General features: G+C 65.8%; 11 protein-coding genes and 4 pseudogenes. 6 read left to right on the plus strand and 9 right to left on the minus strand.

The window, feature by feature from the left end; translation table 11 throughout:
• Nucleotides 1-41: 41 nt before the first annotated feature.
• Nucleotides 42-290 (minus strand): annotated as a pseudogene (locus KO481_RS12390) (ATP-binding protein); the annotation flags it as partial.
• A 133-nt stretch (nucleotides 291-423) separates the two neighbouring features.
• Between KO481_RS12390 and KO481_RS42940 the strand changes: the two are divergent.
• A pseudogene (locus KO481_RS42940) lies at nucleotides 424-618 on the plus strand (IS21 family transposase); the annotation flags it as partial.
• Nucleotides 619-907: 289 nt separating this feature from the next.
• On the opposite strand, the gene KO481_RS12395 reads toward KO481_RS42940, so the two are convergent.
• Together KO481_RS12395 and KO481_RS12400 are read right to left on the minus strand one after the other, a co-directional pair.
• A complete protein-coding gene (locus tag KO481_RS12395) occupies nucleotides 908-2035 on the minus strand; it encodes a TolB family protein (RefSeq protein WP_215917182.1) in 1128 nt (375 codons plus the stop codon).
• Nucleotides 2036-2183: 148 nt separating this feature from the next.
• Nucleotides 2184-2496: pseudogene (locus KO481_RS12400) on the minus strand (ATP-binding protein); the annotation flags it as partial.
• A 157-nt stretch (nucleotides 2497-2653) separates the two neighbouring features.
• Here KO481_RS12400 and KO481_RS12405 point away from each other — a divergent pair.
• Nucleotides 2654-3127, plus strand: coding sequence for a hypothetical protein (locus KO481_RS12405; RefSeq protein ID WP_215917183.1), 474 nt, complete (start codon nucleotides 2654-2656; stop codon nucleotides 3125-3127).
• Nucleotides 3128-3230: 103 nt separating this feature from the next.
• Here the strand turns inward: KO481_RS12405 and KO481_RS12410 are convergent, their stop codons facing one another.
• On the minus strand, nucleotides 3231-3695 hold the full coding sequence (locus KO481_RS12410; RefSeq protein WP_215917184.1) for a cupin domain-containing protein: 465 nt from the start codon (nucleotides 3693-3695) through the stop codon (nucleotides 3231-3233).
• Nucleotides 3696-4124: 429 nt separating this feature from the next.
• On the opposite strand from KO481_RS12410, the pseudogene KO481_RS12415 reads away from it, so the two are divergent.
• Nucleotides 4125-8849: pseudogene (locus KO481_RS12415) on the plus strand (cation-translocating P-type ATPase); the annotation flags it as partial.
• A gap of 158 nt (nucleotides 8850-9007) precedes the next feature.
• Nucleotides 9008-9379, plus strand: a complete 372-nt coding sequence (locus KO481_RS12420) for a hypothetical protein (protein ID WP_215917186.1) — start codon at nucleotides 9008-9010, stop codon at nucleotides 9377-9379.
• Between the two features lie 147 nt (nucleotides 9380-9526).
• On the opposite strand, the gene KO481_RS12425 is transcribed toward KO481_RS12420, so the two are convergent.
• Entirely contained in the window at nucleotides 9527-10051 is a 525-nt protein-coding gene (locus KO481_RS12425; RefSeq protein ID WP_215917187.1) for a hypothetical protein, read from the minus strand.
• A gap of 302 nt (nucleotides 10052-10353) precedes the next feature.
• Between KO481_RS12425 and KO481_RS12430 the strand changes: the two genes are divergently transcribed.
• The gene (locus KO481_RS12430) at nucleotides 10354-11133 is read left to right on the plus strand and encodes an alpha/beta fold hydrolase (RefSeq protein ID WP_215917188.1); all 780 of its coding nucleotides are present in this window, start codon (nucleotides 10354-10356) and stop codon (nucleotides 11131-11133) included.
• 111 nt (nucleotides 11134-11244) lie between these two features.
• Here the strand turns inward: KO481_RS12430 and KO481_RS12435 are convergent, their stop codons facing one another.
• From KO481_RS12435 to KO481_RS12450, 3 genes are all read right to left on the minus strand, one after another.
• Entirely contained in the window at nucleotides 11245-12408 is a 1164-nt protein-coding gene (locus KO481_RS12435; RefSeq protein ID WP_215917189.1) for an alanine racemase, read from the minus strand.
• Entirely contained in the window at nucleotides 12405-14336 is a 1932-nt protein-coding gene (locus KO481_RS12440; RefSeq protein WP_443677993.1) for an IucA/IucC family protein, read from the minus strand. The genes KO481_RS12435 and KO481_RS12440 overlap by 4 nt, the downstream gene beginning before the upstream one ends.
• Nucleotides 14337-14599: 263 nt before the next feature.
• Nucleotides 14600-15151: a TetR/AcrR family transcriptional regulator gene (locus tag KO481_RS12450; protein ID WP_215917192.1), complete on the minus strand. Its 552-nt coding sequence runs from the start codon at nucleotides 15149-15151 to the stop codon at nucleotides 14600-14602.
• A gap of 120 nt (nucleotides 15152-15271) precedes the next feature.
• Between KO481_RS12450 and KO481_RS12455 the strand changes: the two genes are divergently transcribed.
• On the plus strand, nucleotides 15272-15706 hold the full coding sequence (locus KO481_RS12455) for a nuclear transport factor 2 family protein (RefSeq protein ID WP_245400860.1): 435 nt from the start codon (nucleotides 15272-15274) through the stop codon (nucleotides 15704-15706).
• 65 nt (nucleotides 15707-15771) lie between these two features.
• Here the strand turns inward: KO481_RS12455 and KO481_RS12460 are convergent, their stop codons facing one another.
• Nucleotides 15772-16161: an RICIN domain-containing protein gene (locus tag KO481_RS12460; protein WP_215917194.1), complete on the minus strand. Its 390-nt coding sequence runs from the start codon at nucleotides 16159-16161 to the stop codon at nucleotides 15772-15774.
• Between the last annotated feature and the right edge of the window lie 297 nt (nucleotides 16162-16458).

A 16458-nucleotide genomic window follows, 5' to 3' on the forward strand; every position in this document is an offset into this window, starting at 1 on the left:
TGGCGTCACCTGGACATCGTGGCGGGTGATCAGGGCTTGGGTTAGTGCGTCGGCTGCTGCGCGGTGCCCTTCGCTGGTTTGGTGTGCCCGGTGACTTGCGCGGTGCGGATCAGGCGGTAGCTTTGGGTGCCGGTCTCGATGATCTGCCCGCCGAAGGTCAATCGATCGACAATGGCCGAGCACGACAGCGGGTCGGTGAAGGTTTTCGTCCAGCCGCCGAACGACTCGTTGGATGCGATGGCGACGCTGCTCTTTTCCTCCCTCTCGGTCAGAACCTGGAACAGCAGCTCTCGGCGCCATGACTGTGACGGCCTGATGTGGCCCCTTTTGCGGAGCGCCGGGTGGGTTGTGACGGTTTGATTTGGCCCCACCCCAAGCTCGTTTTCGACATGGTCGTTTTCGAGCTGGTGGAAGGGGTCCGGGATGGAGCCTCGGGTGGAGCTGTTTGCTGCCACTCGGCGTGATGCGCGTGTCGAGGGTCTTTCTATTCGTGAGCTGGCTCGCCGACATCAGGTGCATCGGCGCACGGTGCGCCAAGCGTTGGCGACAGCGGAACCTCCAGCGCGGAAGGTGCCGGTGCGGCAGGCTCCGAAGCTGGATGCGTTCAAACCGGCGATCGAGGAGAACCATCATCCAAACCGACACCGACAGCTACCGACTCGCCCACTCCAAAACACAACACGCCAAAACGCGACCGAGTCAAAACTCCTCGACCACAACCCCCTCCCCACGACCACCGGCACCGACCCCCAACACCCCCACGAACCGATCCAAATCAGCACGCAAACCCTCGAGCGAATAACCATCGGAACCGACGAACGCCGAAAACGTCCTCGCCACCACGGCTTCGGTGGCCCGGTTGCGATGTCGGTCTGTAACCACCGGTCGGTGGATTTCGGTCCCTCGATCACACATCGGGTCCTTTGCCCCAACTGCCGCAACCAGCCCGCTGCACAGATTGTTTCGGATCGGTGAGACGGTGTGGGTTGCTGCCGTCGCTGTTCATCACCCAGAGCTCCCGGAACTCGACTCCTTGTGTGGACTCCGGATCGCGGGCGGCGCGGGTGTAGAGGATCTTCGTGCCTCCCGGCGAGAACGACGGGCCCCAGCCGTCGTCGTTGAGCAGCCGGATGTTGTGACCATCGATATCCATCACGTAGATCCCGGACCGGCCATTGTGAGCGCGGTCGCTGGCGAAGACGATCCCGGCTCCGTCCGGGGTGAAGACCGGATCGGAATTGTCATTCGGATCGCCCGGCAGCAGTTGCCTCGCACCGGTTCCATCCGATGCCATCACCCAGATAGCTCCGGATCTGGCGACCAGGATCTTCGAACCGTCCGGTGAGAATGCGGGACGATCCGTCGAGCCCTCGCTGTCAGGGTCCTCGACGCGACCGGACGGAACAGGGACGCTAACGCCGGGAAGGACGATGACGGGGAGGTCAGTCGGGACGGGATCGGGGATCACGCCGAGTTGCTTCAGCTCGCTGCCATCGGCGTTCATCACGGAGACGGCACGACCACGCGTGAACGCGATCTTGGTGCCGTCGGGAGAGAACGTCGGGTAGGTGTACCACGTGTACCCCCCGTCGTTGAGTTTCCTGACGTTGCTGCCGTCGGGATCCATGGCCGTGACCGTGTACCCACCGACGACGATTTTCGAGCCGTCACGGGCAAAGCTCGGACAGGCGCCGTCGCCGATCCGGGTGACCCCGGTGCCGTCGGGATTCATCACGAAGATCGAGTACCCGTCGCCAGCGAACACGATCTGCGCCGGACGCGGCGACCGGTCAGCATCCGCCCCGCAGCCGACGATCAGCCCCGACAGCGCAATGCTGATGGCGAAGGCCTGCACCAATCGGCCTCTTGTCCCGACCAGATCGCCCACCCGACCCGCACCATGCGCATGTGTGGACGGAGACCCATGTTCTTCCCGGTCCTGCCCATTTCCGCCCGTCTTCACCGTGCGACCGATCAACATGCCCGTCCGGCCGACGATGCCAGCCCAGCGCGTGGGAGTGAGGATGCTCGACATGTCCAGCATCGTCCCCGGACTCGCCCCGCAAGCCTTACCAATACTGGGGATCCAGCGACTGAACTTCTCGAAAGCGGGGCCAACACAAGCCGTCACCCGGAGCCAAATCAGGTTGACACAGCCAGCGCCACGCCTGTCGAGGGCCATAGGTGTGGATGAGCGCGGCGTCGATGCTGGGGTTGGCGTCGAAATCGAACGCGCGCAACGACTTATCGCGCGGGAACCCGGCCGCGCGGATCCGGCGCTCGGATCGGCGGCGGGCACGATCGTCGCACTCGGCCAGCAGCAGCTCGGCGACGAACGCCCGATACGACATCTGGCTCGCGTTCGGCGGTACCGGCGATCTCGCCGAACTGCTGACGAATCGTGGGCAGCCGCAACATCCGACACGCCTGATCGATGGACGCGGTCGCGGCCTGCTCGGTCATGCCGCGCCGCCGCGGCGCACTGGGAGTAGTCATGAACTGGTCTCTTCCCTGGGTGGGTAAGGGTGACGCAACAACTGGGATGGTGACGTCGGATATTTGAACTGTCGGAATGCCTTCACTGGTCACGATCGTTCGGGAGTGCCGGTAAACGGTGTGCGCTTCGCACGGTCTGCTCTGACATGCTGACGTCGTGCTGCTGACATGGATCCGCGAGGTCGCAGACGAGCCGTTGCTCATCGACCCGACCGCCGGCGACGCGGAAGTTCGGGAGAACACGTGGTCGTTGTCGACTTCGGTCGACGAACGCGGCTCGTTGTCGGTTCACGACGTTGTCGCCGCATTCGAGGAGTGTGCGTCGGTCCTGCGTGAGCGGATCCGCTCTCTTGGATATGAGGGGCCAGCGACGTTCTATGTGTGGCACGACGCTCAGGCTGGGCAGCTGCGGTGTTCGACCACGTCGTTGCCACCGGATCAGCTGCCATTCCGAGCACCAGTGGAAGCTGCTGTGTCGCTGGCGGTGATCGTGGAAGAGTTCCTGAAGGACGTAAGTCCGGGACTCGTTCTGTGGGAAGACTTGGAACCGGTAGAACAAAGCGCTGATGTGACACAGCCAGAGCACGTGGTTGTGCGTGTTTGGACAGTTGGCGTTGGCGCGAGGTCGTAGGCCCAGGTGTGAGAGCGGCACGTCATGCAGGTCGCTCAGTACGTCCTGGTGGCCGCTCCACCGCACCGGAATTTGCACGGATCCGGCGGCGTCTTCTTCTGTCCTACACGTTGTTTCGCGCCATGAAACTCCGGGCGTCACCGGATTCGGGATCGGCGAACACGATGTCGTCGGGGCGACGCCGAGGCACGTCGACGGACAACACGACGAAGGGATGTGTGGTGATTCTCGGGAATCCGTGGATCTGCGTGCGTGCGAAGCGAAGAAACATCCCGGGACCGGCGCGGCTTTCCGTACCGGCGAGATGAAATATCCCTTCGCCGCTGACCACGTACAGGTGTTCATCGCAGTCGTTGTGGTAATGCAACGGAAGGGTGCGGTAGATCCGGAAGATCCGGCTGCTGGCCTCGGGAAAGTCGCTGAAATAAACGTCGGTCAGCATCGACTCGGACGTCTCGGGCAGCTTGCCGATCTCAGCGAATACATCGAAGATCTGCCGAGAATTGTCCGTTTGAGGCACAAAATCACCGCTCATTACAATCCTTTCCTGCCCCGCCCGGTCTTTCATCTACCTCGTGTGGCCGAGTCAACGTGGTCACCATGCGGTACGGCAACGTGCCCGCAACCTTCGCAGCGGGTGTGCTCACGGCCAAGTGGGCCGTGCATGCGAAGCTTCGGTCACCGCTGTTCGTCTCCCTTCGCTCGTGTGCCCTCTCGGTGGTTGTCACATCATTATGTGCGCATTCATCCCGTTACGGGAGTTGTGTGGACGGCGAGGGCCACAGTGTGGCCCAGTTGCGAAAAAATGCAGTCTGCCTGCATGTTTTCCGGTGTTGAGCTTGGTGAATGCGTGCGGTGCGGGGCTGTTCGGATGGTGCATTCCGGATCGGCGTGGTCGTTGCGGGGCGCGCGCAATGATGGGTGCCTGAGCGACTTTTTTCGTCGCCCGCCTAGACTGAGGCAAATCCATCGACCGATTACCCGGGAAGCCCGAGGCATGCGGAGCATTGGTTTCGGTGAGTTTGCTGGACACGCTGTATCGGTAGTGTCGCGGGTTGCGCGCACGGGAGCCGAGACGGCGGTGGCTGCGCAGGCGCTGGTGGGTCCGGTGTCCGGTCCGATTCGTACGGCGGCGCGCATCGTCTTCGGCGGTTCGCCAGGTGGCGGGGAGGCCGAGGCGGGCTCGTTGGTGGCGTGGGTGGCGGGACGTAGGCTGCACATCGATCTCGATCCGGTATTGCCGTTTCCGGCGTGGGTGCAGTGGTCCGCGGAGTTGGAGCGTGCGGTCGAGGCTGTTCCGGGGGTGGTCTCGGCCCATGTGGAAGGGGTTCTCGGTCGGTTGGTGATCGAGCGGGAGGAGACCACCGGCATCGATGAGATCCACCGGGCGATCCTCCGTGTCGCCGCGGCCGTACCCGAGACCGTTGCGAGCGCGGGCAATCGGCCGATGAGGGCGGTGGTGCCGGCGGCTGATCCAGGGGATCCGCTGGCGTTGATCGTTCCGGCGGTGGCGGCGCTGATGGACGTGATGGCGGTGACGGGGGCGGTTGCCGGATGGCTGGGCAGACTTCCTCGTGCGCCGCGTGCCGCGCAGGCCGCTGCGGCGGTGATCAAGCATCAGCCCCGGGTGGTTGCTGTGCTGGAGGCTCGGCTCGGGCGCGTGGGTACCGATCTGCTGTTGAACGCGATCTCGGCGGCAACTCATGGGCTCGCTCAGGCACCGGGCAGCCCATTGTTGGATCTGATGCAGCGCACAGGGCAGATTTCCGAGGCGCTGGCTCATCGGCAGACCTGGCGAACGCGTGAGCCGGGCCTTGCCAATGCCGAGCGGCCGCAGTGCCCGGCGATGGCGGTGATCTCGGCGGCGCAGGACTCTGACGGCCCGCGACACAGTTGGGCGGTCGCTGCGGCCGGAGAGGCCTCGCATGTGGTCGTCGACTCGACCGTTGACGTGTCGGTCGATGCCGCCGCCTCGGCAGTGGTCGGCGTCGTCGAGGACTACGCCGACCAGTCCGCCAACGGTTCGCTCGTGGCGGCTGCGGGGGCTCTCCTGGCGGGTGGCACGGTCGACGATATCGCTGATGCGGTGCTGGCCGGGGTTCCCAAGGCGGCGTATATGGGCAGGGAAGCGTTCGCGGCGGCCCTGGGCCGGGGGCTGGCCAAGGCGGGGCTCCTGGTCCTCGACCCGGGCGCATTACGGCGCCTCGACCGTGTTCGGGTGGTCGTCATCGATGGTGCCGCGTTGCGTGGCGACACCCGCACGGTGCTCGATGTCCAGGTTCGCGTACCGGGGTGGGACGCCGAGCGGGTCTACGAGGTTGCCGATGCGCTGCTGCACGGTGAGAAGGCTCCACCGCCGGACCCTGACGAGTTGCCCGCCGAGGGTGCCAGTTTGAACTGGCATCAGCCACCGGACATCACGACACCGGCTCCGGGAGTCGAGCATGCCGACCTGCTGGTCGACGGGCAGGTGGTGGCCACCCTCGCGGTCGGCTGGGAACCGGACCCCTATTCGATTCCGTTGGTGGAGACGGCTCGTCGCAGCGGCGCGCGAGTGGTGTTGCGGCACGTAGGCGGCACCGAAGAATTGGCCGCATCGGTAGCGGCCGCATACGAGCCGGGCACTCCTCTGCTGGACATCGTGCGGGATTTGCGAGACGACCGCGGCCCGGTCATGTTGATCTCCGCGCTGCACCCGGACTTCATATCCATCGACACGCTGGCCGCGCTCGCTGTCGCCGATATCGGGCTGGCGTTGGACGATCCCGCGGCGGCGACGCCCTGGACCGCCGACATCATCGCCGGCATCGATCTGGTCGCGGCGGTGCGGGTACTCACGGCTCTGTCGGCTGCGCACCGAGCCACCGAATCCGCGGTGCGGTTGGCCAAGGCGGGTAGCACCCTGGCGGGATTACTGCTGGTCACGGGAGAAACCGGTCGACGCGGTCGGCTCGGTCTGGGGCAATGGCTCAGCCCGGTCAACGCTGCGGGCGCGAGCGCCTGGATTTCCGGCGTGTGGGCCGCTCACCGGGTCATGAGGCTGCCGGACCCGCCACCCCAACCACTGACCGCGTGGCATGCCCTCGACCCCGAGATCGTGTATTCGCGAGTTTCCGGCGCCATGCCCTCGTCGCGGCCGTCGGTGAGCTCGCAGTGGTACCGGGTGCTGTCCGAACTGTCGAAAACCGGTGCCGGAGAGTCTCTTCGACATCCTGCCGCACTGTTGGTCAGGCTGGCCGATGCCACCCGTCGTGAATTGAGCGATCCGTTGACTCCGATCCTGGCTGTCGGTGCGGCGGCGGCCGCGATCTTGGGCAGCAATATCGATGCGGTGCTGGTTGCCGGGGTGATGAGCGTGAACGCGACGGTGGGGGGCCTCCAGCGTCTGCGCGCCGAGAAGGCCACCGAGGCGCTGTTCGCCGAACAAGAACAGGCCGTGCGGCGGGTGGTGGTCCCCACGGTGGCGACCGCGGCACGTCGGCTGCACGCGGCGCGTAACTCGGGTCGTGTCGCGGTGGTTCCGGCTACCCGATTGCACCCCGGCGACGTCCTCGATCTGCGTGCACCGGAAGTGATCCCGGCCGATGCTCGGTTGCTGGTCGCCGACGATCTGGAGGTCGACGAGTCGTCGCTGACCGGGGAGTCGGTTCCGGTGATCAAACAGGTCGAAGCGGTGGCCAACGACGCTACCGACCGAGCGAGCATGCTTTTCGAAGGCAGCACGATCATTGCCGGGCACGCTCGCGCCATTGTCGTGGCTACCGGGCCGGCCACCGCCGCGCACCGCGCCATCTCCGCGGTCTCCGATGCGGCCGTGGCCGTGGGGGTGCAGAACCGGCTGCGCGAGCTCACCGCCAAGGTCCTGCCGCTGACTTTGGCGGGGGGTGCCGCGGTGAGTGGTTTGTCGCTCGCGCGTCGGGGGACGCTGCGTCAGGCAGTGGCCGACGGGGTCGCGATCGCGGTGGCGGCGGTCCCGGAGGGGCTGCCGCTGGTGGCCACCCTCGCGCAGCTGGCCGCCGCCCGTCGCCTGTCCCGCCTCGGTGTGCTCGTCCGCACCCCACGCACACTCGAAGCCGTCGGACGAGTCGACACGGTCTGCTTCGACAAGACCGGAACATTGACACTGAATCGGCTCGCGGTCGTGACCGCGGTCTCACCCGGCTTCACCGCTGATCGCCCCTACCTGGAGATCACCGACCCGCGAGCCGCCGCGGTGGTGCGCTGTGCGGCACGGGCGTGTCCGCGTCCGGAGCACGGTGAGGGGCACGCCCATGCCACTGACGAGGCGATCCTCACTGCCGCCGCACGCGTCGGCGAAGAAGGTCCCGAACCGATCACCGTCGCGGAGGTTCCCTTCGAATCCAGCCGCGGTTACTCCGCCTCGATCATCGCTTCTGCCGGCACCGAGTCGGCTTCGCATGCGCAGCTGGTCCTCAAAGGCGCGCCCGAGGTGGTGTTGCCGCGCTGCAAGTTCGACATCGGCGGCCCCGACCGTGCCGCAGCCGAAGACCTTGTGCATCACTTGGCCGATCAGGGCCTGCGAGTGCTCGCTGTCGCACAGCGCACGACCGATGTTGTTCACGACGAGGAGGTGGACGATCCGGATCTGATCGATGCACTGGCTACCGACCTGACCCTTGTCGGCTATGTCGGACTTGCCGACACCATCCGCGATTCGGCGCGCCCTCTCCTGGAACAGCTGGTGGCCGCGCGCCGCGCCACTGCGCTGATCACCGGCGACCATCCGGTCACCGCTCGGGCAATCGCTCGCCAGCTCGGCTTTCCCGCCGACGCGCGCGTGGTCACCGGCGCCGAACTCGCGGATGCCGACGAGGAGGCACGCTCGACACTCGCCGGCTCGGCCCAGGTTTTCGCTCGGGTCAGCCCTGAACAGAAGGTGCAGGTGGTCTCGGCGCTGCAACGGTCCGGCCGCGTCGTCGCCATGGTCGGCGACGGAGCCAACGATGCTGCGGCCATCCGCATGGCCGATGTCGGGGTCGGAGTGACCGGGCGCGGGTCCTCGCCCGCACGGGAGGCCGCCGATCTCGTGGTGACCGGCGAAAACCTCACTGTCCTGTTGGATGCCCTCGTCGAAGGCCGGAACATGTGGGCCAGCGTCCGTGATGCCCTCACACTGCTGCTCGGCGGGAATGCGGGCGAGGTCGCGTTCACCATTGTCGGCACCGCACTCGGTCGCGGTGGTGCTCCGATCAGCACCCGCCAACTCCTGCTGGTCAACCTGCTCACCGACATGTTCCCCGCGCTCGCCATCGCGGTCTCGCCACCAGGGCGCGCCGATGACTCGAACCCGACCGCAGCCGACTGCGCCTCCACTGCTGCGGTGTCGGTGCTGTCTGCCCCGGCTCCCTCACTCGAACGACCACTGATCCAGGCCATCGCCCGTCGAGGAGCCGCCACCGCGGCCGCGGCCACCGCAGCCTGGGCGATCGGGCAGTGGACCCCGGGCACTCGGCGGCGCTCTGCCACAATGGGATTGACCGCACTGGTCGGCGCTCAACTTGCCCAGACCCTGGTCTTGCGACAGGAAAACCCGCTCGTGATGGCCACCGCCGTCGGCAGCGCCGCGGTGCTCGTGGCGATCGTCGAGACTCCCGGAGTCAGCCATTTCTTCGGCTGCACCCCGCTGGGACCATTGGCCTGGGGCGGAGTGCTCGCCTCCGTCACCGCCACCACCGCTGTAGTGGTCTTCGCACCGTCCTGGTTCACTCGACGAACCGACGCGTTGATCGAACGAGCCGAACGCTTGCCGGCCATCTCACCCGTGCGCGACCATGAACAAACCACTCGTTTCGCACCACCGGATCCGGTTCATACCGGTGGTGACATGATCCGGTAGTTCTCACGGACAGGACCACGACCATGCCTTCCCGCAGTAGAACGACCAGCAACGACCGGCCCGCCTCGGCGCCTGAACCCGAATCCGTTCCTGCATCGGCCGATCGTCCCGCCGCGCCCGCCGCGACGATCAACCTGCCGTACCTCAGCGCCGAGGTAGCGATTCCCGGCCCTGGCATCCGGGTCAAGGCAGGCCCGGTCAACCTTGCCATCCCCACCCGCTACCTCTACTACGGCGGATTGGGCGCACTCACGATCGCCGGTGCCGTCGATTGGCCTATCACCGGTGCACTCGCCGCGACAGGGCTCATCATCAGCCGCATACGCAAACCCGCCGCCGCCGAACCGCCCGACACCGCCCGAGTCGGAGCGCAGAAGAAGCCATCCCACCGATAGAACAGCAGCTGCTGTCCGCCGCGCCGCATCAACTGCATCCGGACGCACCCGGCCAAGGTATTCGAGTCCGCTGCCAAAATGTGCGACACAGTCGCGCTTGACCGCGCCCGGCGACGGATTGCGGGGGATTGCGGATCGAGGCGAGTGTCACGGCAACGGTTGGAAGACCGATAGCATGTCGGACGGATGGAAGGTGCCGGTTTGCAGGTCGCCTCGGGTGACCTTGTAGGTCGCCTCATCGCCGGATGATTTCGCAGTGGTTTCTTCCGCGATGAAGATCTCGACAGCGGTGCTGGTGACGTTGACTTGAATGTGATTCAGTTCGAGGCGGAGGTTCCAGGTGGCGTCGAGCAGACCTGTCTGAAACTGAGGCTTCCAGGTATAGATCATGTAGGTGCTTGCGTCGTTCATCTGTGCCTGGGGCAGCCAACCGCCGCCATGCCGGGGCTCGAGTCCACCCGCCTGGTTCATCTTTATGGTTTCGGGGTGATCGGTGAGGTCGTGTTCACTGGTCCCGATGGGAACGGCGATCATGATTGCCTCGCAGGCGATCTGCTGCTCAGCGCTGGATTTGCCGGGTTCGACGGTCAGGGCCAGCTTCTTCGGCCCGCCGGTTCCGGAGCCCGTAAGGGGGGAGGCGACGAGGGAGTAGGTGAGCATCGGGTCGTTCATGATCTTCACCCGGATTCTGGTGGCGAGCTGGTTGCCTCGTGTGCTGCCTTGCGTCGGCAGGAGGCCTCTAGTGTCGTTCCGTGTGCAGGTGCACCGTGAGGGCCGAAAGTCCTGGTCGTTGGTACTGGTGCGCCCTGCACAACGCTGCGGAACACCCGGCACCTGCCGGTGATCACAGGCCCACAGCGCAGATCAGGTAGAGGTGGATTCCTCGTGGTCCCGGTTGTGCCGCACGGTGCGTGGTGTCCACACTGCTCGACGCGTGCAAGAGGCGCGCAAGCGGGCTCTGACATGGTCATAGCATGTTGAGAGCCACGGACAGCGTCGAGTCGGCGGATGGCACCCGCATCGTCTTTCACCTGCAGGGGGACGGGCCGCCACTCGTGGTTCTCCACGGCACCCTGGTCACCACGGACATGTATCAGGACCTGGCCGATATGCTGGCCTCGCGGTACCGAGTCGTATTGGTCGAACGCCGGGATTACGGTCCTAGCGGAACCGGCCCACGTCCGGCCGGATTCTCCAGGCAGGCAGCAGACCTCGCCGCAGTGCTCACCGTGTTGGATGAGCCGGCTTTCATCTTCGGGCACTCGATTGGCGGTCTTGTCGCATTGCACGCGATGCGCGAAACTTCTTCGGTTGTACGACGTTTGGCGCTCTATGAACCCCCTGTGGCCCTTGCCGGGCCGGTGTTGGCACCGCCACTGGCCAAGATCCAAGACCTGATGATCAGCAATCGGCCGGAGGAAGCGATCATCGAATTCTTCAGCGCGATCAGCGATTCGGCTCCTCAGCCCGGCACACTCGAACCGATCGCCGCTATGCTCGCTTACCGCGCCACCGGTCTGGTCGCAGACCTCGAATGCATAACGGCGATGGAGCCCGATATGAGTCGCTGGTCGAGCCTCGATACCCAAACCCTGCTACTCGTCGGCGAAAACACCGACTCCTATGGCAGGAAAAGCGTCGACCTGCTGCACGCGACGCTTCCGAATGCCCACCTGGTGACGCTGGCCGGACAGGGGCACCATCCGGATGATCCTGTACCCCTGGCTGCGGCATTGTCCGAATTTTTCAGCTGACACCATGCATGAGCGGTTCTGCCCGGCCATGAACGAGACTCCAGGCTGATCCATGAGTTTCCGAGCCATTGGCTGGCCAACTCTGCAACGACTCCCAACGACTTCGTGATCCTAGAACACGATCATGTCCGGCTGATCATGGCTGAGGAAGTCGTGATGCGAGATCTCCCAGGCATATGCGCCTGCGCGTGGGAAGACGAGAATGTCACCCACTCGCAGTCGGCGAACGTAGGCGTCGCGAGCCAGAATGTCTCTAGGCGTGCATAATTCGCCCGCGACGGTGATGATGTCGTCGATGACGCCCGGCCTGGCGAACAGGTATGGCCACTCCTGGACCGGAAGCACAGTGAACGGATGGCTGTATCCCCAGGCTGCGGGGAGCCGGAAATGGTGTGTTCCGCCGCGCAGTATCGCGTACCAGTGACCGCGGGTGCGTTTGAGGTCGAGTACCTCGGCGGCATACCAGCCCGCATCGGCGGCGATCATGCGTCCGAGTTCGAACAGCACACGGATACCGGGGGGCAACGGTGGCACCCGGGCGGCGAACTCGGACAGGTCCAGGTCGGCGCCGCCGTGATAGTCGATACCCATGCCGCCGCCGACGTTCACCACCCCCAGATCGATCCCGAGGCGGGTGGCAGTGGCGTTCGACCAATCCAGCGCCGTGGCGACGAATTCCGCGTGCGCTGCGGCGTCGAGGTTGTTGCTGACCGCATGCAGATGGAATCCGACGAGTCGGATGCCGGGCAGTTGCCGCACGGTGGCAACCACCTGTGGCAGCAACTCCTCGTCGATCCCGAAAGCCGTAGGGGCACCGGTCATGTGATGAGTACCCGGTGGTGGCGGGCCGGCGCGATTGACGCGCAGCGTGATCGGTACCGGGTCCCCGGTGTTCGGGTTCGTTCGTTCGGCGAGGCGCAGCAGTTCGAGTCGGCTCTCGACGTTTATCATCGCCCCGGCCGCGACCGCGGCGGCGAGTTCGGCATCGGTCTTCCCGGGACCGGAGAACACCAGCCGATGGGCCCCGGCTGCAGCGGCCTTGCGAATCTCACCCCCGGAAGCGATGTCCATGCCGTCGGTCACCGGCGCCAGCGTCTGGAGCACGGCCGGGTGACTGTTGGCCTTGACGGCGTAGTACAGCTCGGCACCGGCGGGCAGGGCGGCACGGATCTCGGCGACCCGCTGCCGCAGCCGTGCGGTGTCATAGACATACGCACACACCGGGTGGTCAAGTGATTGCAGTGCCCGCACGACGTGGGAGGGAAGAGCGTTCATATATCCGCGAGCGGGTTTCGTACGCTGCACCACAGGAATTCGTCCGGATCCGCCGCCAGTCGCATGGCCGTGGTCGCCTTCATCGGGAGCCTGTCGGCGAAAAGCGCCTGGTGTTCTGGGCCTGCGGGCCAGGTGTTGCGCAGCACCTCGGCTGCCGCGGCCCACAGCCGATCCGATGCGAACCCGCAGTCCTCGCAGGCTGTGATGAGCGTGGCCAGTGTGCCGCCGACGAACGCCGACAGCAACGTCGCACGCGTTTCATCCGGATCGGAAGATCGCACGGACCCCTGCGTTCGGGGTACGCCGTTGCGGGCGGCCACTGCTGTATCGACCCGGATGCCGCCGAGATCGCGGTAGATAAGGCGCACGGGCCGTCCGTCCCGAAGTACGACCAGCAGGTTCTGGCCGTGTGCTTCCAGCGCGATGCCGTAGCGGGCGAGCATCGCCCCCAGGCAACGAGCGGCCAGGGCTGCCACCGTAGTGACAAATTGTGCTGCCGCGGTGGGGTCGTCGGCGTATCCGAGGGTAAGCGCTTCGGCCAGCACGGGCATACCGGTGCGCGGATCGACCGCCGCGAGCGCGCCGACCGGGATAGCCAGCTCACCCGGCCCGGTGCGCGGCGGCCGTCGCAACAGCACAGCGATATCCGCACTGAGTCCGGTATCCGATCGCAGTGCGCCCGCGGCGGGCTCGGAGAGCACTGTCATCCCGGGCAGATCCAGGCACGACAACCACCGGCTCAGGGGCGGCCCGTTGTGGACGTTCTCGGCCGTGATATTCCTTATGGCACTGGTCAATTGGGCGGTGAGCGCCGTCTTGACGTGGAGCTCGCCGCCAATCGGCGCGAGCGTGCGCACCGACATCAGCGGCCGTGCGGGCATGCCGACGGCACGAGCACGCAGCCCGTAATCGGTGAGATCGAGCCGGGCGACCTGCCACGGGTGCATGGGCACCAGAATCCGATCGCCTGCACGGAGGTGGCGGGGCCACTCACCCACCGTATGCCAACGCGGCGCGGGGACTTCGACCACGACCAGATCGACGATCGGACGGTGCTCCGGGGCGTAGGCACGTACGTCGGAGGCAGAAAATCCGCTCCGGCTACGACAGCACGGGTGAGTCGGATGGCCCTCCACCACAGTCTGTTCCAGATAGGCGGAACCGTCGAACCCGGGATCGGCAGCGCACCGTGCAGACACCCACGACAGCGCGCCCCCGCGATGCGGTGACGTCCTCGAAACAGCCCGCGCGGACGCCAGGTTGGCCGCACTGTTCTCCAATTCGGACGCCAACCGCGTGATTCGGTCCAACGGAACCGGTAATCGCAACTCTCGCAGCAGGTCAGCGGCGCGGTCGAGACGTTCTTCCCCCACGAACACCGCGAGACCCGCGATCCCCTTCGCATGCGGTGCGGCGGCCCCCGCCGGCCCATGAAGCCACCGTCCGTCGTCGAGTCGCACCCGGGTCATCCCGCCAACCTGGTGACGGCGGCCGATCCCTGGAATGGGCTCACGGGTCACAGCACCCCACAAACGCGCCAAGACGGCGGCCTCAGCGCCTCGAACCTCCGATTCGGTCACCTGGATCTCCACCGGTGCAACGGAATTCGATGCCACGGATTGTTGGGACGCATCCGTCGGCACGTTCATCAGGCTAGGTTCCCACAACCCGTGCACGGCCACCCGAAAATGACGAACCTCGAAGTGCCGTGACGCGGAGGAGGCCTGCGCGCCACCCCCGATCGGTTCGCCTCGCGGAACGGCGCCGCGCCCTTGGACGTGTCCTCGGGAGATCACAAGCGGCACCGGCTCTCTCGCACCGGGAACCGCAAAATCAACCGGGTCCTGCACATCATGGCGATTGTTCAACAGTGCGGCCACGGCAGCGGCCGCACTTAGAGGTTCCGCGAGTAGGGGACGAGCGGTCACGGTCGGCGGCGAGGAGTAGGTCGTGATGATGGGTTCCTACGGCGTACCCGAGGAGTAGGCCCGGTTCCTGGTCGGTATCGTGCGCGCCAGCCGCGCGGGGGAGTTCGGCGTCGTCGACCCCGCGCTGTTCCGACGTCTCCAACATGAGCCGACCCCGCTGCGTCCCGTCCCTCGTCGAGGCGCTCACCGGCAGTAGGCACTTCCGAGGGACTGCCGGGGCAGTCAAGGTAGGCCGGTAGGGCGATCATCTCCGCAGAGGGTGGCTACACGCAACGCCGCGACGACAGTCCGTCCAGCACCATGTCGACCGCCCTGTCTACGACAGCCCGGTCGCCCCGGGCGCTGGCCAGCGCCCTGATCAGTACGTAGATCTCGTCCGCCGTTGCGTCCGCGCGCACCTCGCCGGCTTTCTGGCCCCGGGACAGCAGCACCTCGACGGCGTCCTGCAACGCAGAGGCTGCAGCTTCCACCTCATCAGTGGCGCTCGCCGGATCAGCGGACTCCTCCAGCAGCGCGATGAGTGCGAGCTTCGCCGGTGCGCCTGAGACCATCTCCCGGAACGTCGTCCGGAAAGCAGCCCCTGCGTCACTGTCCTCGCCTCGCGCCCGCGCTGTGTCGGTGAGCAGGATGAGGTGCCGCACAATCGTGGCCTCGATCAGCAGTTGCTTGGTTGGGAAGTGCCGGAACACGGTGCCGATCCCGACGCCGGCCCTGCGAGCGACCTCCTCGGTCGAACCGGCTTTGCCGGACTCGCCGAAGACCTCTTCGGCTGCGGCCAGCACCCGGTCCCGATTCGCCTGCGCGTCGCTTCGCATCCAGCCATTGTCTCTTTCCGGATCCCTGGCTCCGGTGGGACCTGTGACCCACTCTTGCAACCGGAGTATTGACTCCGTATATTCTCCGGAGTGAAGACTCCGATTAGAAGGGTGACCACCATGCGAACCCCCGAAGAGACGTTCCGCGCCATGCTCGACGGCGCCTGCCGGCTGCAGAACGGTGACCGCAGCCAGGTCGACAAGCTGGCCGAGTTCTACGCCGAAGAAACCGACGTACGACACCCGCTAGCCCCGCTCGGCGACACCCCGTTGCTCAGCCGCGAAGCGCTCCGGCAGCACTTCGCCACGGCAGGGTCGGCTGGCCTGGCGGGCTTCCGGGTCGAGGACGTACGCGTCCACCAGACTGCCGACCCCGAGGTGGTCGTCGGCGAGTTCACTTACCGCGGCGATGCCGGCTGGGCCGCGCCGGGCATCATCGTCTTCCGGATCCGCGATGGGCTGATCGTCGAGTCGCGGGACTATATCGATCATCTCGGGCTCGCCCGTGCCACCAACACCGTCGACGCCCTCTGTGCGCAGCTGACAGACGCATGATCAGCGGAAAATCACGCTGAGCACGTGCCGATAGCTGTGACAATCGGTGCGCGTCGCTTTTGCCGCTAGGACTCCCACACGCGCAGGCCCGTCGATCCATCAGCCTGATCGACGAAGACCCAGGCCTCAGCCATGATGCTCTGTGTCGGCACGATCTCGACCGTGCGATGCACAGGAGGCGGCGTGTATTGCATCCCGCCTTTCATCACTCCGTGTCTCGTGTCGTAGAAGAGGCGGATGAACCGGCCGTCGCGCGCGGTATTGAAGGAAAAACTCTGATCCGCCAGGCCGCTATACGGCCTGACACTCACCCCGCCTGCGGCGGTAGCGCTCAGCGCGACACCGTAGTACTTGTGGCGGATGCCCTTGGATCCGTCTGCCTGCGCGACGATGTCGAAGCTCTGATCCTGGGTGCCGTCGTACTGCCTGATATGAACGAAACCACCGGAACTCACCGACAAGACCCAATCTGACGCTGGCACTTCCCCACCTCCAAGCGCTCGGTCGAACGACAGCAGAGCTGATCTCCCGTAATCGAGTAAACCATGATCACCAGGGGCTGTACGACGGATCGCTTTACGTGGCTGGACAATCCGATAGCCATCTCACGCGCCGCGCGGGGCAGTCCGTCCCCGGTTCTTCTTCGTCGGAGTCGGGCCGCGCCGGCCCGGCCTCGGTGAGCGCGTGGCTCAGCCGCCCTCGAAGCAGCCAGTTCGGCGCCGGCCGGCGAGGAGTTTGCGCTCCATTGCCGT

It is taken from the genome of Nocardia albiluteola (assembly GCF_018860155.1).
GTDB lineage: Bacteria > Actinomycetota > Actinomycetes > Mycobacteriales > Mycobacteriaceae > Nocardia > Nocardia albiluteola.

What these genes read in the sequence shown, in the direction of transcription:
- KO481_RS12420 (WP_215917186.1), top strand. Translation starts at nt 9,008, where the DNA reads ATGCCTTCCCGCAGTAGAACGACCAGCAACGACCGGCCCGCCTCGGCG.
- KO481_RS12410 (WP_215917184.1), bottom strand. Translation starts at nt 3,695, where the DNA reads ATGAAAGACCGGGCGGGGCAGGAAAGGATTGTAATGAGCGGTGATTTT.
- KO481_RS12450 (WP_215917192.1), bottom strand. Translation starts at nt 15,151, where the DNA reads ATGCGAAGCGACGCGCAGGCGAATCGGGACCGGGTGCTGGCCGCAGCC.
- KO481_RS12425 (WP_215917187.1), bottom strand. Translation starts at nt 10,051, where the DNA reads ATGAACGACCCGATGCTCACCTACTCCCTCGTCGCCTCCCCCCTTACG.
- KO481_RS12395 (WP_215917182.1), bottom strand. Translation starts at nt 2,035, where the DNA reads ATGTCGAGCATCCTCACTCCCACGCGCTGGGCTGGCATCGTCGGCCGG.
- KO481_RS12430 (WP_215917188.1), top strand. Translation starts at nt 10,354, where the DNA reads ATGTTGAGAGCCACGGACAGCGTCGAGTCGGCGGATGGCACCCGCATC.
- KO481_RS12455 (WP_245400860.1), top strand. Translation starts at nt 15,272, where the DNA reads ATGCGAACCCCCGAAGAGACGTTCCGCGCCATGCTCGACGGCGCCTGC.
- KO481_RS12435 (WP_215917189.1), bottom strand. Translation starts at nt 12,408, where the DNA reads ATGAACGCTCTTCCCTCCCACGTCGTGCGGGCACTGCAATCACTTGAC.